Source organism: Nocardioides jishulii (genome assembly GCF_006007965.1).
In the GTDB taxonomy this organism is placed as follows: Bacteria; Actinomycetota; Actinomycetes; order Propionibacteriales; family Nocardioidaceae; genus Nocardioides; species Nocardioides jishulii.
In genome coordinates this window covers 1,777,540-1,799,863 of record NZ_CP040748.1, presented here as the reverse complement: position 1 = coordinate 1,799,863, position 22,324 = coordinate 1,777,540, and the positions used below count along the sequence as shown (strand labels likewise).

21 protein-coding genes are annotated in these 22,324 nt (G+C 69.7%); 3 read left to right on the top strand and 18 right to left on the bottom strand.

What is annotated here, in order from left to right; all coding sequences use genetic code 11:
• Positions 1-63: 63 nt before the first annotated feature.
• The 13 genes from pafA to metH all read right to left on the bottom strand — a co-directional run bounded on the left by pafA (position 64) and on the right by metH (position 14,993).
• A complete protein-coding gene (pafA, locus tag FCL41_RS08465) occupies positions 64-1,425 on the bottom strand; it encodes a Pup--protein ligase (protein WP_137065627.1) in 1,362 nt (453 codons plus the stop codon).
• A gap of 87 nt (positions 1,426-1,512) precedes the next feature.
• Positions 1,513-2,247: a proteasome subunit alpha gene (prcA, locus tag FCL41_RS08460; protein ID WP_137065626.1), complete on the bottom strand. Its 735-nt coding sequence runs from the start codon at positions 2,245-2,247 to the stop codon at positions 1,513-1,515.
• A gap of 31 nt (positions 2,248-2,278) precedes the next feature.
• The gene (gene prcB / locus FCL41_RS08455; RefSeq protein WP_137066046.1) at positions 2,279-3,079 is read right to left on the bottom strand and encodes a proteasome subunit beta; all 801 of its coding nucleotides are present in this window, start codon (positions 3,077-3,079) and stop codon (positions 2,279-2,281) included.
• A gap of 42 nt (positions 3,080-3,121) precedes the next feature.
• Positions 3,122-3,319 carry a ubiquitin-like protein Pup gene (locus FCL41_RS08450; protein WP_137065625.1) on the bottom strand — a complete coding sequence of 66 codons (198 nt, stop codon included), beginning with the start codon at positions 3,317-3,319 and terminating at the stop codon, positions 3,122-3,124.
• A 20-nt stretch (positions 3,320-3,339) separates the two neighbouring features.
• Positions 3,340-4,845: a depupylase/deamidase Dop gene (gene dop / locus FCL41_RS08445; RefSeq protein ID WP_137065624.1), complete on the bottom strand. Its 1,506-nt coding sequence runs from the start codon at positions 4,843-4,845 to the stop codon at positions 3,340-3,342.
• Between the two features lie 52 nt (positions 4,846-4,897).
• The gene (locus FCL41_RS08440; protein WP_212723104.1) at positions 4,898-5,278 is read right to left on the bottom strand and encodes a hypothetical protein; all 381 of its coding nucleotides are present in this window, start codon (positions 5,276-5,278) and stop codon (positions 4,898-4,900) included.
• Positions 5,275-7,023, bottom strand: a complete 1,749-nt coding sequence (gene arc / locus FCL41_RS08435) for a proteasome ATPase (RefSeq protein WP_170970226.1) — start codon at positions 7,021-7,023, stop codon at positions 5,275-5,277. The genes FCL41_RS08440 and arc overlap by 4 nt, the downstream gene beginning before the upstream one ends.
• 129 nt (positions 7,024-7,152) lie before the next feature.
• Entirely contained in the window at positions 7,153-8,115 is a 963-nt protein-coding gene (locus tag FCL41_RS08430; RefSeq protein WP_137065622.1) for a tRNA (adenine-N1)-methyltransferase, read from the bottom strand.
• A 10-nt stretch (positions 8,116-8,125) separates the two neighbouring features.
• Positions 8,126-9,286, bottom strand: a complete 1,161-nt coding sequence (locus FCL41_RS08425; protein ID WP_137065621.1) for a site-2 protease family protein — start codon at positions 9,284-9,286, stop codon at positions 8,126-8,128.
• Between the two features lie 53 nt (positions 9,287-9,339).
• Positions 9,340-9,981: an HAD family hydrolase gene (locus FCL41_RS08420; RefSeq protein WP_275403728.1), complete on the bottom strand. Its 642-nt coding sequence runs from the start codon at positions 9,979-9,981 to the stop codon at positions 9,340-9,342.
• A gap of 238 nt (positions 9,982-10,219) precedes the next feature.
• Complete coding sequence (locus FCL41_RS08415; RefSeq protein ID WP_138868057.1) at positions 10,220-10,666, bottom strand: DUF421 domain-containing protein; 447 nt, start codon at positions 10,664-10,666, stop codon at positions 10,220-10,222.
• Positions 10,666-11,220 carry a hypothetical protein gene (locus FCL41_RS08410; protein ID WP_137065618.1) on the bottom strand — a complete coding sequence of 185 codons (555 nt, stop codon included), beginning with the start codon at positions 11,218-11,220 and terminating at the stop codon, positions 10,666-10,668. Before FCL41_RS08410 ends, FCL41_RS08415 begins: the two co-directional genes overlap by 1 nt.
• A 104-nt stretch (positions 11,221-11,324) precedes the next feature.
• A complete protein-coding gene (metH, locus tag FCL41_RS08405) occupies positions 11,325-14,993 on the bottom strand; it encodes a methionine synthase (protein WP_239021867.1) in 3,669 nt (1,222 codons plus the stop codon).
• Between the two features lie 212 nt (positions 14,994-15,205).
• Between metH and FCL41_RS08400 the strand changes: the two genes are divergently transcribed.
• Positions 15,206-16,051, top strand: coding sequence for a PAC2 family protein (locus FCL41_RS08400; protein WP_137065616.1), 846 nt, complete (start codon positions 15,206-15,208; stop codon positions 16,049-16,051).
• An 86-nt stretch (positions 16,052-16,137) separates the two neighbouring features.
• On the opposite strand, the gene mshC is transcribed toward FCL41_RS08400, so the two are convergent.
• The 4 genes from mshC to FCL41_RS08380 are packed head-to-tail and all read right to left on the bottom strand — an operon-like array spanning position 16,138 to position 19,451.
• A complete protein-coding gene (mshC, locus tag FCL41_RS08395; protein WP_137065615.1) occupies positions 16,138-17,373 on the bottom strand; it encodes a cysteine--1-D-myo-inosityl 2-amino-2-deoxy-alpha-D-glucopyranoside ligase in 1,236 nt (411 codons plus the stop codon).
• 14 nt (positions 17,374-17,387) lie between these two features.
• Complete coding sequence (locus tag FCL41_RS08390) at positions 17,388-18,161, bottom strand: SCO1664 family protein (RefSeq protein ID WP_137065614.1); 774 nt, start codon at positions 18,159-18,161, stop codon at positions 17,388-17,390.
• Positions 18,161-18,727, bottom strand: a complete 567-nt coding sequence (locus FCL41_RS08385) for a DUF3090 domain-containing protein (protein WP_137065613.1) — start codon at positions 18,725-18,727, stop codon at positions 18,161-18,163. Before FCL41_RS08385 ends, FCL41_RS08390 begins: the two co-directional genes overlap by 1 nt.
• Positions 18,728-18,737: 10 nt before the next feature.
• On the bottom strand, positions 18,738-19,451 hold the full coding sequence (locus FCL41_RS08380; RefSeq protein WP_137065612.1) for a histidine phosphatase family protein: 714 nt from the start codon (positions 19,449-19,451) through the stop codon (positions 18,738-18,740).
• Positions 19,452-19,483: 32 nt separating this feature from the next.
• On the opposite strand from FCL41_RS08380, the gene FCL41_RS08375 reads away from it, so the two are divergent.
• The gene (locus FCL41_RS08375) at positions 19,484-20,413 is read left to right on the top strand and encodes a CorA family divalent cation transporter (RefSeq protein WP_137065611.1); all 930 of its coding nucleotides are present in this window, start codon (positions 19,484-19,486) and stop codon (positions 20,411-20,413) included.
• Between the two features lie 33 nt (positions 20,414-20,446).
• Here FCL41_RS08375 and FCL41_RS08370 read toward each other — a convergent pair whose 3' ends face one another.
• Entirely contained in the window at positions 20,447-21,280 is an 834-nt protein-coding gene (locus FCL41_RS08370) for an undecaprenyl-diphosphate phosphatase (protein WP_137065610.1), read from the bottom strand.
• Between the two features lie 96 nt (positions 21,281-21,376).
• On the opposite strand from FCL41_RS08370, the gene FCL41_RS08365 reads away from it, so the two are divergent.
• Entirely contained in the window at positions 21,377-22,324 is a 948-nt protein-coding gene (locus FCL41_RS08365; RefSeq protein WP_137065609.1) for an aldo/keto reductase, read from the top strand.

Below are 22,324 nucleotides of genomic sequence, written 5' to 3'. Positions count from 1 at the left end.
GACACACTAGCCCGCCGACCTGAGAGTTGATTGTGAACGCGCTTCAGATACCGGCAAGGAAGTTCACATACCGGCGATGAGACGCTCGACGCGCTCGTCCTCCGCGCGGAAGGGGTCCTTGCACAGGACGGTTCGCTGCGCCTGGTCGTTGAGCTTGAGGTGGACCCAGTCGACGGTGAAGTCGCGGTGCTGCTCCTGGGCCCGTCGGATGAAGTCGCCGCGCAGCTTCGCGCGTGTCGTCTGGGGCGGGACGTTCATGGCGGCCTCGACGGTCGCGTCGTCGGTGACGCGGGCGACGGCCCCGCGCTGCTGGAGCAGGTGGAAGAGCCCTCGGTCACGACGGATGTCGTGGTAGGCCAGGTCGAGCTGGGCGATGCGGGGGTGGCCCAGCGGGAGGTCGTGAGCGGCGCGGTAGCGCTCGATCAGGCGGTACTTGATCACCCAGTCGATCTCGCGCTCCACCATGCTGAGGTCGTCGGAGTCGATGGCCTTGAGGGCGCGCTCCCACAGGTCCAGCACGCGGTCGATCGTCGGCGTCCGCACCCCACGGCGGTCCACGTAGTCCAGCGCCCGGCCGAGGTACTCGGCCTGGATGTCGACGGCGCTCGCCTCGCGTCCGTTGGCCAGCCGCACGGTGCGGCGCCCGGTCATGTCGTACGACATCTCGCGGATCGCCCGGATGGGGTTCTCGAGGGTGAGGTCGCGCATGACCACCCCGTCCTCGATCATCCGCAGCACCAGCTCGCAGCTCGCGACCTTGAGCATCGTGGTGGTCTCGCTCATGTTGGAGTCGCCGACGATGACGTGCAGGCGCCGGTAGCGCTCGGCGTCCGCGTGCGGCTCGTCGCGGGTGTTGATGATCGGACGACTGCGGGTCGTCGCGCTCGACACGCCCTCCCAGATGTGCTCGGCACGCTGGGAGACCGCGTACGTGGCGCCACGCGGCGTCTGCACGACCTTGCCGGCACCGACGATGATCTGGCGAGAGACCAGGAAGGGGATCAGCACGTCGGCCACGGCCGAGAACTCCCCCTGGCGGCCGATGAGGTAGTTCTCGTGGCAGCCGTAGGAGTTTCCGCCCGAGTCGGTGTTGTTCTTGAACAGGTAGATGTCGCCCTTGATGCCCTCGTCCTCCAGGCGGGCCTGGGCGTCGAGCATCAGCTCCTCGAGGATCCGCTCCCCCGCCTTGTCGTGGGCGACGAGGTCCTCCACGGAGTCGCACTCGGGTGTGGCGTACTCCGGGTGGCTCCCGACGTCGAGGTAGAGGCGGGCACCGTTGGCGAGGAAGACGTTGCTGCTGCGTCCCCAGGCCACGACCTTGCGGAAGAGGTAGCGAGCCACCTCGTCAGGACTCAGACGGCGCTGGCCCTCGAACGTGCACGTGACTCCGTACTCGTTCTCGATGCCCATGATCCTGCGGTCCATGGGTCCACCCTAGGGGCAGGCACCACACGTTGGGCAGGACCGCGAGACCCCTCGCTTTCCCCGGCCGCGGGAGGGTCGAGAGTGGCCTCAGTCCAGCGGAACCGCGTCGGAGACGTCGTCGGGACTGGTCGTCCCCAACATCTGGGCGAGCCGCTCGGGGCGCACGCGGTGGAACTTGCGCACCTGGACGCGGGTCCGGTCGAGGACGGCGACCTCGAGGTCGTCCACCCCGATGACGCGGTCGTCCGACTCGGAGTGTCCCAGCGCCGCCACCGCCAGACGGACGGTCTCCTCCAGGGAGGCGTCCGGACGGTAGTGGTCCTTCAGGTGTGCAGCGACCACGTCGGCCGCGCCACCCATGACGGCGTAGCCGTGCTCGTCGGCCACCTGGCCGTCGTAGGTCAGGCGGTAGACCTGGTCCTGCGAGGCCTCGTCGCCGATCTCCGCGACGAAGAGCTCGACCTCGTACGGCTTCTCCCCCGACGCGCTGAAGATCGCGCCCAGGGTCTGGGCGTACGCGTTGGCGAGCCCGCGGCCGGTCACGTCCCGCCGGTCGTAGGAGTAGCCGCGCATGTCAGCCAGGCGGACGCCGGCGATGCGGAGGTTCTCGAACTCGTTGTAGCGCCCGACCGCAGCGAAGGCGATGCGGTCGTAGATCTCGGAGACCTTGTGCAGCGCCTTCGAGGGGTTCTCGGAGGCGAACAGCACGCCGTCGGCGTACTGGACGACGATGACGGAGCGACCACGGGCGATGCCCTTGCGGGCGAAGTCGGCCCGGTCCTTCATCATCTGCTCGGGTGAGACGTAGAACGGGGTGCTCATCGGCGGGCTTCCTCCCCCAGGTCGTGCGCGGTCACAGGAGGCCTGCCGCGGGTCCGTCGGGTCGCTGCATGCGGGCGGCGACGACGCGGTCCGCGACCTCCGCCACCTCGGAGTCGCGCAGGCGGCGACCGCCGTCGGCTGTCACCACGTGGACGACCGGGAAGATCCGGCGCGTCAGGTCGGGGCCGCCGGTGGCGGAGTCGTCGTCGGCGGCGTCGTACAGGGCCTGGATCACCGCGCCGACGCAGTCGGCCTCATTCAGGTCCTCGCGGTAGAGCTTCTTGAGCGAGCCGCGCGCGAAGAGGGCGCCGGAGCCGACCGCGTGGAAGGCAGTCTCTTCGTAGCGTCCGCCGGTCACGTCGTAGGAGAAGATGCGCCCCAGGTGGCCGTCGAGGTCGAAGCCTGCGAAGAGCGGCACCACGGCCAGGCCCTGCATGGCCAGGCCGAGGTTGGAACGGATCAGGGTCGCCAGGCGGTTGGACTTGCCGTCCATCGAGAGCGTGGTGCCCTCGATCTTCTCGTAGTGCTCGAGCTCGGTCTGGAAGAGGCGCACCATCTCCACGGCCAGTCCGGCCGTGCCGGCGATGCCGACCACCGAGTACTCGTCGGCGGGGAAGACCTTCTCGATGTCGCGCTGCGCGATGATGTTGCCCATCGTGGCGCGTCGGTCACCAGCCATGATGACGCCGCCGTCGAACGTGGCCGCGACGATGGTCGTGGCGTGGGGGGCGAGGGCCGCCAGGTCGCCGGGCGGCAGGCTGCGCCGTCCGGGGAGCAGGTCGGGTGCCTGGGCGCCCAGGAAGTCCGCGAACGAGACGACGCCGGGTTGCATGAACGCCGGCGACAGTCGCGGCGAGTCAGAACCGTTGCCCACTCACTCCCCGCCCTTCTGGATGAACGACTTCACGAACTCCTCGGCATTGTTCTCGAGGACCTCGTCGATCTCGTCGAGGATGGCGTCGACGTCGTCGTCCAGCGCCTCACGGCGCTCAGCGACATCGGTCTCGGCCGCCTCAGTGACGGCCTCCTCGTCCTGGGAGGACTTGCGCGAGTGCTTCTGCTCCTGGGCCATGTGCACCACCCTATCCAGAACTACCGAGTGAGCGCGTCGAACAGCTCCGTGGCAGTGCCGCACGCGTCGAGCAGGTCGCCCACGTGGCGGCGCGTTCCCCGTAGCGGGTCGAGCGTCGGGATGCGTTGCAGCGAGTCGTGACCGGGGAGGTCGAAGATGACCGAGTCCCAGGAGGCCGCGGCGATGTCGTCGGCGTACTGGTTCAGGCAGCGGCCGCGGAAGTATGCCCGGGTGTCGGTGGGCGGTGAGTGGACGGCCGCCTCGACCGCGGACTCCTCGACGAGTCGTTGCATCCTGCCTGCGCTGACGAGCCGGTGGTGGAGCCCCTTCTCGGGACGGATGTCGTGGTACTGGAGGTCGACGAGGTGGAGCTTGGCGTCGGACCAGTCGAGACAGTCGCGCTCGCGGTACTGCTCGAGGAGCTGGAGCTTGGCCACCCAGTCCAGCTCGCCGGCACACTCGAAGGGATCGCGCTCGAGCCGGTCCAGCACGCTCCCCCACCGCTCCAGCACGTCGAGGGTCTGGGGGTGCGCCTCGTCGGCGTCGCGCGCGACGAAGGCGCGCGCCAGGTCGAGGTAGGTCCGTTGCAGCTGCACCGCCGTCATCCGACGTCCGTCGGAGAGCTCGAGCAGGTGCGAGAGGGAGGGGTCGTGGGAGACCTGGTGCAGCGCGTCCACCGGGTGGTGGACCGAGAGGTCGTCGGTGATGAACCCGTCCTCGATCATGGCCAGGACCAGCGAGGTGGTGCCGGCCTTGAGGTAGGTGGAGACGTCGGACATCGTCGCGTCACCCACGATCACGTGGAGTCGTCGCCAGAGCTCCGGGTCGGCGTGCGGCTCGTCCCGGGTGTTGATGATGGGTCGCTTGAGCGTGGTCTCGAGGCCGACCTCGACCTCGAAGAAGTCGGCGCGCTGACTGATCTGGAACGCGTTCACGCGGCCGTTCTGCCCCACGCCGACGCGCCCCGCCCCGCAGACCACGGGACGGCTGACGAAGAACGGCGTCAGGTGGCGCACGATCGAGGCGAAGGGCGTGGCGCGGCGCACGAGGTAGTTCTCGTGGGCGCCGTACGAAGCACCCTTGTTGTCGGTGTTGTTCTTGTACAGCAGGATCGGCGGCCCGTTGCGGGTCTGGGCGGCGTAGCGCATGGCGCGGAGCATGACGAGCTCGCCAGCGCGTTCCCACCGCACCACGTCCAAGGGCGTGGTCACCTCGGGTGAGGAGTACTCCGGGTGCGCGTGGTCGACGTAGAGCCGGGCACCGTTGGTGAGGATGACGTTGGCGAGCCCCGCCTCCTCGTCGGTGAGCTGGCTGGCGTCCGCCTCACTGCGCGACAGGTCGAAGCCGCGAGCGTCGCGCAGGGGAAACTCCTCCTCGAAGTCCCATCGGGCGCGACGCGCCGAGGCCTGGGCGGCGGCGTACGCGTTGACGATCTGCGAGGACGCCTGCATCGGGTTCGCGTCGGGGCGGCCCTGCACGGAGATGCCGTACTCGACCTCGGTCCCCATCACCCTCACGACGCTCATGTCCTCGACCCTAACGTGCGCTGGTCGGGCGCAGGGCTGACGTGCGGCGCGCTCACCTCACCGCGGGGCCGCTGCTTCGTGGGCGAATCGAGCGCGCGTGCGCCACGTTGACGCCCACGATGCCCAGCCAGGCGACCACGACGCCCGCCAGACTGGGGTCGTCGGGGGCGACGATCGGAACGATCGTGATCGGGACACCCACCACGAGGGAGACGACGCCCAGCGCGAACTGCCGGATCCGGGCGGAGTCGTCAGCGCGGCGACGGCGGTTGATCTCCCGGGCCGCCTGTTCGCTGCGCTCGGCCACCGCCCGTTCGACGCGCTCGGTGAACGACTCGACGAGGGCGCTCTCGTACTCCACCCCCAGCTCGCCTCGGGCCGCGAGCAGTGACTCGACGTCCTGGCGCGCGATGCTCTCCTCCGCACCACTCACAGGTACTGGCCCGTGCTGGAGACCGTGTCGATCGAACGCCCCGGCTCGGTGCCCTGCTTGCCCGTGATCAGGGTGCGGATGAACACGATGCGCTCACCCTTCTTGCCCGAGATCCTGGCCCAGTCGTCCGGGTTGGTCGTGTTGGGAAGGTCCTCGTTCTCCTTGAACTCGTCGACGCAGGCCTGCAGCAGGTGCTGGACGCGGATGCCGCGTTGCTGGTGGTCGAGGAGGTCCTTGATCGCCATCTTCTTGGCGCGGTCGACGATGTTCTGGATCATCGCGCCCGAGTTGAAGTCCTTGAAGTACAGGACCTCCTTGTCACCGTCGGCGTAGGTCACCTCGAGGAAGCGGTTCTCCTCGGTCTCCGTGTACATGCGCTCCACGGTGGCTCGGATCATCGCCGCCACGCAGGCGTCCCGGTCGCCCCCGAACTCGCCGAGGTCGTGCTCGTGCAGCGGCAGGTCCGCGGTGAGGTACTTGGTGAAGATGTCGCGGGCCGACTCGGCGTCCGGACGCTCGATCTTGATCTTCACGTCGAGCCGGCCCGGGCGCAGGATGGCCGGGTCGATCATGTCCTCGCGGTTGGAGGCGCCGATGACGAGGACGTTCTCAAGAGTCTCGACGCCGTCGATCTCGCTGAGGAGCTGCGGGACGATCGTGTTCTCGACGTCGGAGGAGACCCCCGATCCGCGGGTGCGGAAGAGCGAGTCCATCTCGTCGAAGAAGACGATCACGGGAGTGCCGTGGCTCGCCTTCTCCCGCGCCCGCTGGAAGACCAGACGGATGTGGCGCTCGGTCTCCCCCACGTACTTGTTGAGCAGCTCGGGGCCCTTGATGTTCAGGAAGTAGGACTTGCCCTCTGCGCCCGTCCTGGCGGCGACCTTCTTGGCCAACGAGTTGGCCACCGCCTTGGCGATGAGGGTCTTGCCGCACCCGGGCGGCCCGTAGAGCAGGACCCCCTTCGGCGGCTTGAGCTTGTGGTCGCGGAAGAGGTCCGGGTGCAGGTAGGGCAGCTCGACGGCGTCGCGGATGGCGTCGATCTGGGCCGCCAGGCCACCGATCGACTCGTAGTCGATGTCGGGCACCTCCTCCAGCACCAGCTCCTCGACCTCCGCCTTCGGCACGCGCTCGTAGGCGTAGCCAGAGCGCCCGTCGGTGAGCAAGGAGTCGCCGGCGCGCAGCGGCTGCTCCAGGAGCGGTGCCGCGAGGCGTACGACGCGCTCCTCGTCGGCGTTGCCGATGACCAGGGCACGCTCACCGTCGGCAAGCACCTCCTTGACCATGACCACGTCACCGACGCTCTCGAAGCCGCAGGCCGCAACAACGTTCATGGCCTCGTTGAGCATGACCTCCTGGCCCTTGGCGAGCTGGTCCGCCTCGACCGAGGGCGAGACGGTCACGCGCAGCTTGCGCCCGGAGGTGAACACGTCGACGGTGTCGTCGCTGTTGTGGGCGAGGAAGACACCGAAACCGGTGGGGGGCTGCGCCAGGCGGTCGACCTCCTCACGCAGGCGCATGATCTGGTCGCGCGCCTCGCGCAGGGTCGAGGCGAGCCGTTCGTTCTGGCCGGTGGTGGAGGCGAGCGAGCGCTGCGTCTCCTGCAGCCGTTCTTCCAGTCCGCGACTGCGGTCCGGGACGGTGGCGAGCTTGCGGCGGAGCGCAGTGACCTCCGCCTCCAGGTCGCGCACCTGTCCCACGAGCTCTTCGGGGCTGCGCCCCCTGGCGTCTCTGTCGTCGTAGGTCACCGTGATCACCTCCAATGCTGGCGACCTTACCGATGTGTGGCGCGAAGGGAAGACGTACAGCCCCACCAGTGGGCCGCCAGGGGTCACGATTTGGACTCGGGAGCCCGGCGGAGGCTCCCGAGCCGGCGCTCACCCGTTGAAGGGCTCCTCCAGCATCTGCGGGGGAAGGTCGTCAGGGCGCGGGCCGGAGTAGTCCGGTCCGTAGGCACCCGGGGCGGGCCGACGCTTCTTCATCGGCGGGCGCTCGCCGGGCGCCATGCGGCGTGCGGTCACCAGGAAGGCCGTGTGGCCGATCATCTTGTGACCGGGACGGACCGCGAGCCCCTCGACGTGCCAGTCACGCACGAGCGACTCCCACGGCTGCGGCTCGGTGAAGCCCCCGTGCGCTCGCAGGGTCTCCACGACGCGGGAGAGCTGGGTGGTGGTGGCGACGTAGACGCACACGATGCCGCCGGGGAGGAGCGCGTCTGCGACGACGTCGATGCACTCCCAGGGGGCGAGCATGTCCAGGATGACGCGGTCGACGCCCTCCTCGAGCGAAGGGAGCTCCTCGGTCAGGTCGCCCGGGCGCAGGTCCCATGCAGGGTGGTTGCCCCCGAAGAACTGGGTGACGTTGCGCTCGGCGACCTCGGCGAACTCAGGGCGGCGCTCGTAGCTGATGACACTGCCGTGCGGGCCGACGGCCCGGAGGAGTGAACAGGTCAGGGCTCCGGACCCGGCGCCGGCCTCGACCACGCGGGCACCCGGGAAGATGTCGGCCATCGCGACGATCTGGGCGGCGTCCTTGGGGTAGATCACCGCCGCGCCACGCGGCATGGAGACCACGAACTCAGAGAGGAGCGGGCGGAAGACGAGGTACTCGCCACCGGCCGACGAGGTGACGGTGAAGCCCTCCTCGCGCCCGATCAGCTCGTCGTGGTCGAGGTGGCCCTTGTTGGAGAAGAAGCGCTTGCCCGCCACCAGCTCGAAGTTGTGGCGCCGGCCCTTCTGGTCGGTGAGACGGACCCACTCCCCTTCGCGCAGCGGGCCCCGGTGCACACCGGCCCAGGCTTCGGAGGGGACGTCGTGGGGGGCGGGAGACTCGTCAGGCATGCGCTGGAGCCTAGTTGCCCCGGTCGTTGAAGGCGCGATCGACGTCGACCGTGGAGAGAACGCCGTGGAGGGTGCCGTCGGGAGCGACGAGGAGGTACTCCTCCGCAGGGCGCCGTGCGATCGCGGCGACGAGCTCCTCGCCGGCGAGGTCGACGGGCAGCGTCATGCCGGGTCCGAGGGTGCGCGCGACGCTGGAGGTCGGCATCCAGGGCCTCCGGTCGGCCGGCACTGCCAGCAGTGCTCGTTCGCTGACGATGCCCACCGGATGCCCACCCGCGTCGACGGTGACGATGCTGCCGGCGCGGTGGCTCTGGGCGGTGGCGACCGCCTGCCCCAGAGGGGTGTCCTCGGGCACGGTGACGGTGCGGCGGGCAAGCCGACGTGCGACCAGGCTGGGCAGCCTGGACCGGATCCGGGCGTTGAGGATCGCCGCGGTGGCGCCCGTCCAGAGGAAGGCGGCAAGGACCGCTGCGAGGACGTAGTCGACGACGAGTGGCGGGGTACCGAGGAGGGCCTGCTGGTAGAAGGGCCAGCCGAGGACCACCACGGCCAGCAGGCGTCCCGACCAGCCGGCGATCGAGGTGCCTCGGTGCATGTTGCCGGTCAGCTGCCACACCGACGCCTTGAGCACCCGTCCGCCGTCCAGGGGCAGGGCGGGGACCAGGTTGAGCACCCCGATGAGGAGGTTGGCGCCAGCCAGCCCTTCGACACCGACCTGGAGGAGCCCCTCAGGCGTGACGAACCAGGCCGCGACCGCCGCGCCACCCACGGCGAGTGAGGTGAGGGGCCCGACGACGGCGATCCAGAACTCCTGCTTGGCCGTACGCGCCTCCCCGTCGATGGCGGTCATGCCTCCGAGGAAGTGGAGCGTGATGGAGGAGACGCGGTGGCCGAAGCGGCGGGCCACGTAGGCGTGGGAGGCCTCGTGGAGCAGCACCGAGGCGTACAGGATGACGGCGAAGGCGAATCCCGCGCCGTACTTCCAGACGCCGAGTCCCGGCTCCACCTGCTCGACGCGCGGCGCCACCAGCACGGAGATCAGTGCCGCGATGAGGAACCAGGAAGCATTGACGAGGACGTCGGCTCCGGCGATCTGGCCGAGTCGGATCGTGCCCGGAGGGCGCGGTGCTGGACCGCTCGGCTGCGGGGAGGACGGCGCACGTTCAGACACGCACAGACCCTACCCGAGCAACCCCGGCGGGCGGGTGCGTGAGACGGCGATGCTCAGGCGCACCCTGCGTGCATGGCGGCAAGCCGGCCCAGGTCGACGTCGGCCAACGACGCGGCGAAGACCCTCCCCGGTGCGGGCGGGATCGGGACGTGGTTGGGCACGCACAGGACGGTGCATCCCGCCGCGGCTGCTGAACGCGCGCCGGTGTCGGAGTCCTCGATGGCCACGCAGTCCTCGGGCGACACACCGAGCTCCGCCGCGGCCTTCAGGTAGGGCTCCGGGTGCGGCTTGCCGTGACTCACGGCGTCACCGGTCACGACGGCGTCGAACCCCTGCTCCCCCAGCGCCTCGAGCACGGGGTCGACCATGCGGCGGTAGGACATCGTGACCAGGGCGCACGGCACTCCCGCCTCGGCGAGCTCGGCGAGCAGCTCGCGAGCCCCAGGACGCCAGGGCACCTCGGCCCGGACGGCCGCCTCCATGAGCACGAGCAGCTCCTCGACGATCTCCTCGGGAGCGAGGTCGAGACCCATGTGCTCGCGGATGTAGCGGGCGGAGACCAACAGGTCGTTGCCGACGAGGTTGAGGGCGTGCTCGTCGTTCCAGGTGCTGCCGTACTTCTCGGCCAGCGCATACTCGCTGGCGATCCAGTACGGCTCGGTGTCGACCAAGGTGCCGTCCATGTCCCAGAGCACTGCTCGGGGTTGCGCGTGACCCTCGTAGGGGAGCTGACCTGCGGGAACGCTGGACTGTGTGGTGCTCAGGACGACCCTCCGGGGGCGCTCGTGGTGAATGCCGTACGCCCTTCATTCTAGGTCGGGGCCGGGAACGGCACGGCATCGTCGGACCGTGCGGGGTGACGCTGCCGTGGTGACCTGCCGTGGTGACCTGCCGTGGTGACCTGCCGTGGTGACCTGCCGTGGTGACGCTGCGTCACCTGTCCTGACGGGTGAAGAACGAGAAGGAGCCATCCGGTTCGAGCAGCGCGAGCTCGATGTCAGCGATGTCGCGGATGCCCTCGTTCCTGGCCGCCTCGCGCAGGTCGAAGAGGGTGATCCTCTCGCGCTTCATGGCCCCGTCGTCGGGTGATCCGTCGCGCACGATCACCGTCGGGGTCCCGTCGAGTGCGGGTTGCAGTCGCGGGAACCGGAAGGCCACCCAGGAGACCAGCACCGTGAGGAGCGTGAAGGTCGAGATGGCGATCACGGCGCCGAAGAACGACGTGTCCTCCGAGATCACTGCCTCGGCGACGAGGTCACCGATGACGAACAGGACCACGAGGTCGAAGGCGGACAGCTGCGACAGCTCCCGCTTGCCCATGATCCGGAGGACGGCCATGAGGAGGAAGAAGACGAGCACGGAGTAGAAGGCGGTCACCATCACGGCACCGTCCACGTCGTGGCGGCCACCCGGATGCCCGCGCCGTCCCAAGGCAGCCAGTCGAGCTCCCACCGGTGTCGGCCCGGCATCTGCGTGGTGGGCGTCCTGCCAGACATCCGCACGGTGAACTCCCGGCTCGGGCCGGGCTCCGTGGCGAACTCGAGGACCACTCGGTCAGCCTCCGTACGCTGCACCTGCGGCTCCGGTGAGAATCGCTCGACCCCCAGTCGGGCCAGGGTGGCCTGGCTCACCGACAGCCGGAGGGTCTCGGTGCTCCGGTCCGGAACGACGGAGATCGACACCTCGGTGTCGAGGCCGGGACGGGTGAGGGAGGGGTACTCCACCTCGAGGCTGCCGCCCGGCCCGCTCTCCGAGGCCGTGGTGGAACGGGGCCCCGCGTAGCCGAGGGAACCACCGACGACCACGAGGACCAGCAGCAGGAGGCCGATCCTGCGGCTCACGTGGTCGACCCGACCGGGTCCGGGGCGACGCGAGACACTCTCGACCGTGGGGAACCGGCGGATGATCGCCTCGTGGTCCGTGCGTGCAGACATGGCGGCCACCTACCCGTGGCGAGCGGCAATCATGCCCGCCCGCCGCCGCGATCACGCCGGCGCGCCGCACGCCCCTGCCTGCGGCCGCTCAGGCCGCCTGCTCGCTAGTCCTCCGGGTCGTAGCCGAGGTTGGGTGAGAGCCAGCGCTCTGCCTCGGCGAGCGTCCAGCCCTTGCGCTCGGCGTACTCGGCGACCTGGTCGCGGCCGAGGCGCCCCACCACGAAGTACTGCGACTGGGGGTGCGAGAAGTACCACCCCGACACGGCAGCGCCGGGCCACATGGCCATCGACTCGGTGAGCGAGATGCCAGCGGCCTCCTCCACGTCGAGGAGGTCCCACAGCAGGGCCTTCTCGGTGTGGTCGGGGCAGGCGGGGTAGCCCGGTGCCGGACGGATCCCCGTGTAGCGCTCCGCGATGAGGTCGTCGTTGGTGAGCTGCTCCTCGGCGGCGTGGCCCCAGTGCTCCGTGCGCACCAGCGCGTGGAGACGCTCCGCGAACGCCTCCGCGAGGCGGTCCGCCAAGGACTCGAGCAGGATCGCCGAGTAGTCGTCGAGCTCCTCGCGGAAGGCTGCCACCCGCTCGGCCGCACCGATGCCGGCCGTGACGGCGAAGGCGCCGACGTGGTCGGCGATCCCGGTCTCGCGCGGCGCGACGTAGTCGGCGAGGGAACGGTTGGGCACGCCGTCGCGGTGCTGTCCCTGCTGACGCAGGTGGTGCAGGGTCGCACGGACCGTCGTACGCGACTCGTCGGTGTAGACCTCCACGTCGTCGCCGACCGCGTTGGCCGGGAAGAGGCCGAAGACCGCGTTGGCGGTGAGCCACTTCTCCTCGATGATGCGGTCGAGCATCGCCTGGGCGTCGTCGTAGAGCTTGCGCGCCGTCTCGCCCGTCGTGGGGTTGTTGAGGATGTCGGGGAACTTGCCCTTCATCTCCCAGGCGTTGAAGAACGGCTGCCAGTCGATGTAGTCGCGCAGCTCGGCGATGTCGTAGTCGATGAGCCGCTGGACGCCGGGATGCGCGGGGGCCGGGGCCTCGTACGACGTCCAGTCGATCGGCGAGCGGTTGGCGCGCGCAGCCGCGAGGTCGATCATCGGGCGGTCGTGCTTCGCCGCGTGGCGCGCCCGCAGGGCGTCGAAGTCTGCCTGGACGCCGGCCATGAGGGCAGGGCGCTGGGCGTCGCTCAGCAGAGCGGCGGCGGTCGGGACGGAGCGCGAGGCGTCCTTGACCCAGACGACGTCACCGTCGTAGCGCTGGTCGATCTTGACGGCGGTGTGCGCCCGCGAGGTCGTGGCGCCCCCCACCAGCAGCGGGATGTGCAGGCCTTGGCGCTGCATCTCCGCAGCGACGTTGACCATTTCGTCCAGCGACGGCGTGATGAGGCCGGAGAGCCCGATGATGTCCGCGCCGACCTCCTTGGCCGTGTCGAGGATCTTCTGGGCGGGCACCATCACGCCGAGGTCGATGACCTCGTAGTTGTTGCACTGGAGCACGACACCGACGATGTTCTTGCCGATGTCGTGCACGTCGCCCTTCACGGTCGCCATGACGATCGTGCCGTTGGTGTCCTTGCCCTGCGCGAGCGAGGGGTCGGCCGCCTTCTCCGCCTCGATGAACGGGATCAGGTAGGCGACGGCCTTCTTCATGACGCGCGCCGACTTCACCACCTGCGGCAGGAACATCTTGCCGGCGCCGAACAGGTCGCCCACGACGTTCATGCCGTCCATGAGCGGGCCCTCGATCACCTCGATGGGGCGTCCGCCGCGCTCGGCGATCAGCGCCCGCAGCTCCTCGGTGTCGGCCTCGACGTGGGCGTCGATGCCCTTCACCAGGGCGTGGGTGATGCGCTCCCCCACCGGGAGCCCGCGCCACTCGTCGACGGTGGCCTCGGCGGCCTCGCCCTTGCGGTTGTGGGCGTCCGCGATCTCGAGCAGCCGCTCGGCCGCGTCGGGGCGACGGTTGAGCACGACGTCCTCGATGCGCTCGCGCAGGTCGGCGTCCACCTGGTCGTAGACGACCAGGGCACCCGCGTTGACGATGCCCATCCGCAGCCCCGCCTTGATGGCGTGGAACAGGAAGACCGCGTGGATGGCCTCACGCACCGGGTTGTTGCCCCGGAAGGAGAACGACACGTTGGAGATGCCGCCCGAGATGAGGGCGTGCGGGAGGTTGGCCGTGATCCAGCGACAGGCTTCGATGAAGTCGATGCCGTAGGTCGCGTGCTCCTCGATGCCCGTGGCGACCGCGAAGACGTTGGGGTCGAAGATGATGTCCTCGGCCGGGAAGCCGACCTCGTCGACCAGGATCCGGTAGGCGCGCTCGCAGATGGCCTTGCGGCGCTCGAGGTTGTCGGCCTGACCGTCCTCGTCGAAGGCCATGACCACGACGGCTGCGCCGTACTTGCGGCAGAGCCGGGCGTGGGCGCGGAACGCCTCCTCGCCCTCCTTCATGGAGATCGAGTTGACGACGGCCTTGCCCTGCACGCACTTCAGGCCGGCCTCGATGACCTCGAACTTCGAGGAGTCCACCATCACGGGGACCTTGCTGATGTCGGGCTCGGAGGCGATCAGCTTCATGAAGCGGTCCATCGCGGCGACGCCGTCGATCATGCCCTCGTCCATGTTGACGTCGATGATCTGCGCGCCGTTCTCGACCTGCTGCAGGGCCACCGAGAGGGCGGTGTCGTAGTCGCCGTCCTTGATGAGCGTGCGGAAGCGGGCGGAGCCGGTGATGTTGGTGCGCTCGCCGACGTTGACGAAGAGGCTGTCGGCGGTGATGTTGAAGGGCTCGAGGCCCGAGAGACGCATGGCGGGCTCGACCTCGGGCACGACGCGCGGAGGGACGCCCTCGACGGCCTGGGCGATGGCGGCGATGTGGTCCGGGGTGGTGCCGCAGCATCCGCCGACCACGTTGACCAGGCCGGACCGGGCGAACTCCTCGATCACCGCGGCGGTCTGGTGGGCTGCCTCGTCGTACTCACCGAAGGCGTTGGGCAGGCCGGCGTTGGGGTAGACCGACACGAAGGTGTCGGCGAGGCGGCTCAGCTCGGCCACGTACGGGCGCATCTCGGCAGCGCCCAGGGCGCAGTTGAGGCCGATCAGCAGCGGCCGGGCGTGACGGACCGAGTTCCAGAAGGCTTCGGTGGTCTGACCCGAGAGCGTACGACCGGAGGCGTCGGTGATCGTGCCGGAGATGATGACCGGCCAGCGGCGTCCCAGGTCCTCGAAGAGCGACTCGACCGCGAAGATGGCGGCCTTGGCGTTGAGGGTGTCGAAGATCGTCTCGATGACGAGCACGTCGGCGCCACCGTCGAGCAGGCCGCGCGCCGCGGTGCCGTACGCGGCGACGAGCTCGTCGAAGGAGACGTTGCGGGCGCCCGGGTCGTTGACGTCCGGGGAGATCGAGGCGGTGCGCGTGGTCGGCCCCAAGGCGCCGCCGACGTAGCGACGGCGGCTGGGGTCGGCCGCCTCGGCGGCGTCGCACTCCTGGCGCGCGAGGCGTGCGGCGGCCCAGTTGAGCTCGTAGGACAGCTCCGCCATGTCGTAGTCACCCAGCGACACCGCGTTCGCGTTGAACGTGTTGGTCTCGATGAGGTCCGCGCCCGCCGCCAGGTACTCGCGGTGGATCCCGGCGATGATGTCCGGCTGTGTCAGGGTGAGCAGGTCGTTGTTGCCCTGGACGTCCAGGTGCCAGTCGGCGAACCGCTCGCCGCGATAGCCAGCCTCGTCGGGTCGGTCTCGTTGGATCGCCGTCCCCATGGCCCCGTCGATGACCATGATGCGCTCACGCAGGAGCGCGGTCAGCTCGTCGGTGCAGTCCGGTCGGTGCTGGGACGCGATGTCAGCGGACACGTGGTTCCTTCGGGGGTCGTGGATGCTCGTCCGTCCCAACCACGGTAGACCCGTGTCCGGAACATGGACAACCATCCCGAATCGTGACACCGCGGCTAGGGGCGGAGGAAATCCACGGGACCACCTAGGCTGGGGAGGTGATCGAGATCGATGCCTTGACGGACCTCGTGGACCCCGTCGTGATCGCTGCCTTCGAGGGCTGGAACGACGCGGCCGACGCGGCCACCTCCGTGGTGCAGCACCTCATCCACGAGTGGGACGCGACCGTCGTCGGACGGGTCGACCCTGAGGACTACTACGACTTCCAGGTGAACCGGCCGTTGGTCGGTACCGACGCCAGTGGTCGTCGCACCCTGAGCTGGCCCGGGACCGAGATCGCGGTCGCCTCTCCCCCCGACATGGTGCGTGACGTCATCCTCGTCCGCGGCATCGAGCCCAGCATGCGCTGGCGCCAGTTCACCGCCGACCTCCTGGCAGCGTGCGACGACCTGGGCGCCCAGCTGGTGATCACGCTCGGTGCGCTGCTGGCCGACACCCCTCACACGCGCCCCGTGCCGGTCTCGGGCACGTCGTCCGCCGACATCTCGGGTGATCACGCCGGTCTCGAGGTCTCGACGTACGAGGGGCCCACCGGCATCGTCGGCGTCATCCAGGACGCCTGTGCCCGTCTCGACATCCCGGCGGTGTCGTTGTGGGCGGCCGTCCCCCACTACGTTGCCCAGCCGCCCTGCCCCAAGGCCAGCCTGGCCCTGCTGAGCCGCCTCGAGGACCTCCTGGGCTCGCCCCTCCCCCTGGGGGACCTGCCGGAGGAGGCCAAGGCCTGGGAGCGCGGCGTCGAGCAGCTCGCCGAGGAGGACGACGACGTCGCCGACTACGTACGCCAGCTCGAGGAGGCCCGCGACGCCGCCGACCTGCCGGAGGCGTCGGGCGACGCGATCGCCGCGGAGTTCGAGCGCTACCTCAAGCGGCGCGGCGAGCAGTGAGTCGCGCCCTCTCCCCCACGTCTTGACTGGAGGCCGAAACCGGCCGACCTCCGGTTGTCAGTGAGGGTGCTTCGACCGGGGCAGCCTCAGAGCGACAGGCCGAGTGCCGCGTCGAGCACCTGGTGCACGATCCCTGAGGCATCGGCGTCGCTCGTGTCGGCGAGCCCGGCGGTGCCGAGCGTCGCATCGACCCACTCCTCGATGGCCGCGACCGCACGCGGAGCGTCCAGGTCGTCGGCCAGGGCCGCGAGGACCGTCTCGACCACGGGGGTCGCGGCGGCACCGGCGCCCAGCGACAGCGCCTTGCGCCAGCGGTCGAGCGTGTCGACGGCGTCCCACAGCTCACTGTCCTGCCACTCCCAGTCGGAGCGGTAGTGGTGGCGCAGGAGGGCCAGTCTGATCGCCATCGGGTCGACGTCGCTGTTGCGCAGGTGGGAGACGAAGACGAGGTTGCCCCTCGACTTCGACATCTTCTCCCCGTCGTAGGCGACCATGCCGACGTGGGCGTAGGCGCGGGCGAACTCGCCGTGGGCGACGTGGGCCTGGGAGGCGCACATCTCGTGGTGCGGGAAGACGAGGTCCGAGCCGCCGCCCTGGACGTCGAAGCCGTCCCCGAGGTGCTCATGGGCGATGGCGGTGCACTCGATGTGCCAACCGGGGCGCCCGGGGCCCCACGGGCTCTCCCAGGAGGGCTCACCCTCGCGGGCGGTCAACCACAGGACGCAGTCGAGGGGGTCACGCTTGCCAGGACGCTCGGGGTCGCCACCGCGCTCGCCGAAGACCGTGGCCATGGTCTGGCGGTCGTAGCCCGAGACCGCTCCGAACGACGCATCGGCGGCGACGGAGAAGTAGAGGTCGCCCTCCACCTCGTAGACCGCACCGGTCTCCTGCAGGCGCTCGATGTAGGAGATGACGAGCGGGATCGACTCGACGGCACCGACGTAGTGCGCCGGAGGCAGCACGCGCAGGGCGCGCATGTCCTGACGGAAGAGCTCCGTCTCGCGCTCCGCGAGCTCCACCCAGTCGATCTTCACCTTCTCGGCACGCTCGAGCAGTGGGTCGTCGACGTCGGTGACGTTCTGGACGTACGTGACGTCGTGGCCGGCGTTGCGCCAGGCTCGGTTGAGCAGGTCGAACGCGACGTAGGTGGCCGCGTGGCCCATGTGGGTGGCGTCGTAGGGCGTGATGCCGCAGACGTAGAGGCGTGCGGGACCTTCGGTGGGCTCACTGGGGACGAGTCGCCCGGTCGCGGTGTCGTGGATCCTCACCTCGGGACCACGGACCGGCAGGACGGGGACATCCGGGGCAGACCATGCACGCATGGCCCGAAGCCTACCTAGAAGGGTGGCCAGGGAATGGCGGGCCACCGTCCGTCCGGCACGGGCATGACTCCACGCTCCATCAGGAGGCGGCAGCGGTTGACGGTGGCGGCCACCTCGTCCGAGGTGACGAGGTGGCTCAGCTCGTCCCCCAGGGCCCCCTCGAGGGCCTCGACGAGCCGGGCCACCGAGACGAGGTCGTCGTCCGGCACGCGCTCACCCGCCCAGCCCCACAGCACGGTGCGCAGCTTGGGGTCGGTGTGGAAGGTGAGGCCGTGGTCGACGCCGAAGCGGTGACCGTCGGTCATGGCCAGCACGTGGCCGCCCTTGCGGTCGGAGTTGTTGGTGATGACGTCGAAGATCGCCATCCGGCGCAGCGCGTCGGAGCGTTCGTGGACCAGCGCGACGGGCTGGTCGAGACCGTCAAGGCCGTCCAGGACGTGGCAGACGTCCGGCGGCACGGCATCGGCCGCCACCAGGTCGACCGGGTCCTGCTCGGGGTCCGGCTCGCACCACAGCTGCACCATGCCGGGGCCGTGGGGTCCGTCGCCCATCACCGTGGGCGGCACGACGCGCCAGCCGAGGGCGTCAGAAACCTTGGCGCTGGCCACCTCCCGTCCCGCCAGCGAGCCGTCGGGGAAGTCCCACAGCGGGCGTTCGCCGCTGATCGGCTTGTAGACCACGCGGACGTGGTCGATCTCTCCCACGAAGGTCGCGTTGGAGGCCGCCAACACGCGCCCGCGCAGGGTGAGCGTGCCCTGCGGGACTCCGCGGACGTCTGCCCGGTCCACTAGAGCCGTCGCTTGAAGCCGTTGGCTCGCACGCACAGGTGGCCGTCGGGGTCCATCGGCTGGCCGCAGAACGGGCAGTCGGGTCGACCGGCCTCGACGACCTGCTGGGCGCGGGAGCAGAAGGCACGGGCAGCAGCTCCGGTCATGCGCACCAGGAGCAGCTCCTCCGGTTCGCGTTCCTCGTCGTCGTCCGCCTGCTCCTCGGCGGGGTCGACGATCTCGACCGGGAAGGCTTCCAGCACGACGCGCTGGTCCACCGGGTCCCAGGAGAGCGCCATCGTGCCGACCCGGAACTCCTCGACGATCGGCTGCTCGAGGGGGGCGGTGTCGTGGAGGTCGAAGGGGGTGATGGCCGGGATGACCGTCTCGTTGCCCGGCACTCGCATCAGTTCGTCGAGCAGCTCGTCGAGCCGCTCCACGAGGACGACGACCTGCTGCTTCTCGAGGGAGACGGAGACGACCTGGTCCGCCGAGCGGGCCTGGAGGAAGAACGTACGGTGCCCGGGCTCGCCGACGGTGCCGGTGACGAAGCGCTCAGGGGGATCGAAGGCGTGGACGAGGGGCATGACAACCAGCCTAGGCGGGGTGGGTGGGGCCGACGGGGCCGGCGCCACCGCCGGGGACGGCCTCGGCGGTGCGTTCGACACTCTCACGGGAGGTGAGCCAGGAGAGGTCGCCGGCGTGCGTGTTGGTCGCGACCACGTACGGACGGTCCTCGGTGAACCGGACGATGCTCACCGACGCGGGGTCGACCACGATGCGCTGGAAGTGGTCGAGGTGGGTGCCGTAGGCATCGGCGAGGATCGACTTGATGACGTCACCGTGGCTCACGGCGAGCCACACCGCGCCAGGTCCGTGCTCGGACTCCACCTGTGCGTCGACCTGGCGCACCGCCTCGACCGCGCGGGCGGCCATGTCGCGAATCGACTCGCCCTCGGGGAAGACCGCGTGCGAGGGATGGCGCTGGACGGTGCGCCAGAGGTCCTCGCCCGCCAGGTCCTTGAGCGCGCGCCCCTGCCACGCGCCGTAGCCACACTCGGTGAGGCGCTCGTCGTGAGCCAGGACGACCTCGCCGGGCTGTGCCGCCAGGATGGCCCGGGCCGTCTGCTCGCAGCGTTCGAGCGGGCTGCTCACCGCGTGGACGAGCGGGACCTGGGCAAGGCGCTCGCCGACACGGCGCACCTGCTCCTCCCCCGTGTCGTCGAGCAGCACACCCGGGAGCCGCCCGGCCAGCACACCCGTGGAGTTGGCGGTCGAACGGCCGTGCCGTACGAGGATCACAGTGGCCATGCGGGGGACTCTAATTGGGTTACGGTCGTCGTGTGATCCGACACGACTCCTTCGACGACGCGGACGAGGCGCCTCCCGTGGGGGACGCCGAAGCGTCGTCGGCGGCAGCGCTGGCACCGCGCTGGATGGCCATCGAGTCACCAAACGGAGCCGACGTGGAGAGAGCTGCCTCAGTGCTGGGCACCACGGTCGAGCACATCTTCGAGCACAGCAACGCCCGTCGCCCCGCCCTGTCGGTCGATGGGGAGGTCCAACGCCTGACGATGCGGACGCTGCAGTACGTCGACCCCACCGACTCGGTCGAGACCGGCCAGCTGGACCTGTTCATCCGTGGAACCCTCGTCGTGTCGGTCCACCGACCGCCGAGCCACGTCGAGCAGCCGGCCACGCCTCCGTCGGTCGACGTGGGCGAGGACCACGAACGCGTGGTGGTCACCCTGTGCCGGTGGGCCATCGACGGCTACGACGAGGTGGTCGCCGAGCTCTTCGTCGACGTGGGCGAGGTCGAGACGTCCGTCTTCTCGACCGACACCCCCGCGGACACCGAGCGGATCTACCTCCTCAAGCGCGAGCTCGCGGAGGCGCGTCGTGCCGTGACGCCGCTCGCGGCCCCGTTGGAGCAGTTCGCGCAGTCGAGCCCCCGCCAGAGCGCTGAGTTCAAGGTGCTCGGTGACCGTCTCCACCGGCTGGTGGAGGCCATCGAGCAGCTCGACTCCATGTTGTCGAGCGTCTTCGACGCCCACGTGGCACGCATCTCGCTGCAGCAGAACGAGGACATGCGCAAGATCTCCGCGGCAGCAGCACTCGTGGTGGTGCCCTCGTTGATCGCCGGGATCTACGGAATGAACTTCAAGTTCATGCCCGAGCTGTCATGGCACTACGGATATCCGATGGTCCTGACCCTCATGATCGGCGTGGTCGCGTTCCTGTTCGTCTCGTTCAAGCGCTCCGGCTGGCTCTGACCCGGCGCCAGCTCGTTGAGCCGGTTGCCCGGGTCAGCTCCCGGAGGCCACGAGGACCCCGGCGTACAGGAGGCCCATGGTCGTCAGGCCCAGGGCGATCCGGTAGATGACGAACGGCGTGTAGGACTTCGTCGAGACGTAGCGCAGCAGCCAGGCGATGGCGGCGTAGCCGACGACGAAGGAGACCACGGTGGCCACCAGCGTGGGGCCCCAGCCGTAGGCGTTGTCGCCGTTCGGGATGTCGGGGAGGGTGAAGAGACCCGCGCCCACCACGGCGGGGATCGCGAGCAGGAAGGCGAAGCGGGTGGCCGCCTCCCGTTCGAGGCCGAGGAAGCGACCCATCGAGATCGTGGCCCCCGAGCGCGAGACGCCGGGCACCAGGGCCATCGCCTGCGCCAGGCCCATGAGGACGGCGTCCTTCATGCCGATCGACTCGGTACGCCGCTCGTTGCGCCCGACCCGGTCGGCGATGCCGAGCACCACGCCCATCACCACGAGCATGGTGGCCACGATCCACAGGTTGCGGAAGTCCCGCTCGATCACGTCCTTGAGGGTGATGCCGAGCAGCACGATGGGCAGCGAGCCGACGATGATGAACCAGCCCATCCGCGCCTCGTGGGTGCCGCGCAGCTCCGGCTTGACGAGCGCCTTCACCCACGTCGACCCGATGCTCCAGATGTCCTTGCGGAAGTAGATGAGCACGGCGAGCTCGGTGCCGATCTGGATGACGGCGGTGAAGGCGGCGCCCGGGTCGCCCCAGCCGAACCACTCGGGGAAGATCCGCAGGTGCGCACTGCTCGAGATCGGGAGGAACTCGGTGAGTCCTTGCAGTGTTCCGAGGACGACGGCCTTCAGCAGATCCCACATGGGGCCACAGCCTAGGGCCACCCTGGGCCGGGCGCGGAGGCCGTTCCCGGCGAGCCGTACGCCAAGGCGTGGGAGCCTCTGGCTAACGTGTCCCTCATGCAGCAACGCGCCGTCGGACGTACTGGACTCCGTGTCTCCCGCCTCGGCCTCGGCACCATGACCTGGGGTCGGGACACCGACGAGCACGAGGCCCGTGACCAGATGGTCGCCTTCCACGAGGCCGGTGGGACGTTCGTCGACACTGCTGCCAGCTATGGCGACGGGGCGTCGGAGGCGCTGATCGGTTCCCTGATCGGTGACGTGCTGCGTCGCGACGAGATCGTTATCGGCACCAAGGCAGGCGTGGGTCGTCGTGGCGCCGAGCGGGTGGCCGACACGTCGCGGGGCACGCTGCTCGCCAACCTCGACGAGTCGCTGCGCCGCCTCCGGGTCGACCACGTCGACCTGTGGCAGGTGCACGTGTGGACGGACGAGGCTCCGCTCGAGGAGACCCTGGCCGCCATGGACCACGCCGTGAGCTCCGGTCGAGCCTCCTACGTGGGCGTCTCCAACTACACCGGCTGGCAGACCGCCCAGGCCGCGACCTGGCAGCGAGCCGTCCCGGGGCGTACGCCGCTGGCCAGCACGCAGGTCGAGTACTCGCTGCTGAAGCGCAGCATCGAGGCCGAGGTGCTCCCGGCCGCGAAGGCGATGGGGATGGGGATCCTGCCCTGGTCACCCCTGGGTCGAGGCGTCCTGACGGGCAAGTACCGCTCGGGGACGCCCCAGGACTCCCGGGGGGCCTCGAACCACTTCTCCGGCTTCGTCAACCCTTACCTCGACGACCGCGGTCGTGGGATCACCGAGGCCGTGTGCCGGGCCGCCGAAGGGCTCGGCTGGACGCCACTGCAGGTGGCCCTGGTCTGGGTGCGTGACCGGGTCGGAGTGACCGCTCCGATCGTCGGCGCACGGACCGCGGCGCAGCTCAGCGCCGCGCTCTCCGTCGAGGACCTGGCGCTGCCGCCCGAGATCATCGCGGCACTGGACGACGTCTCGGCGGAATGA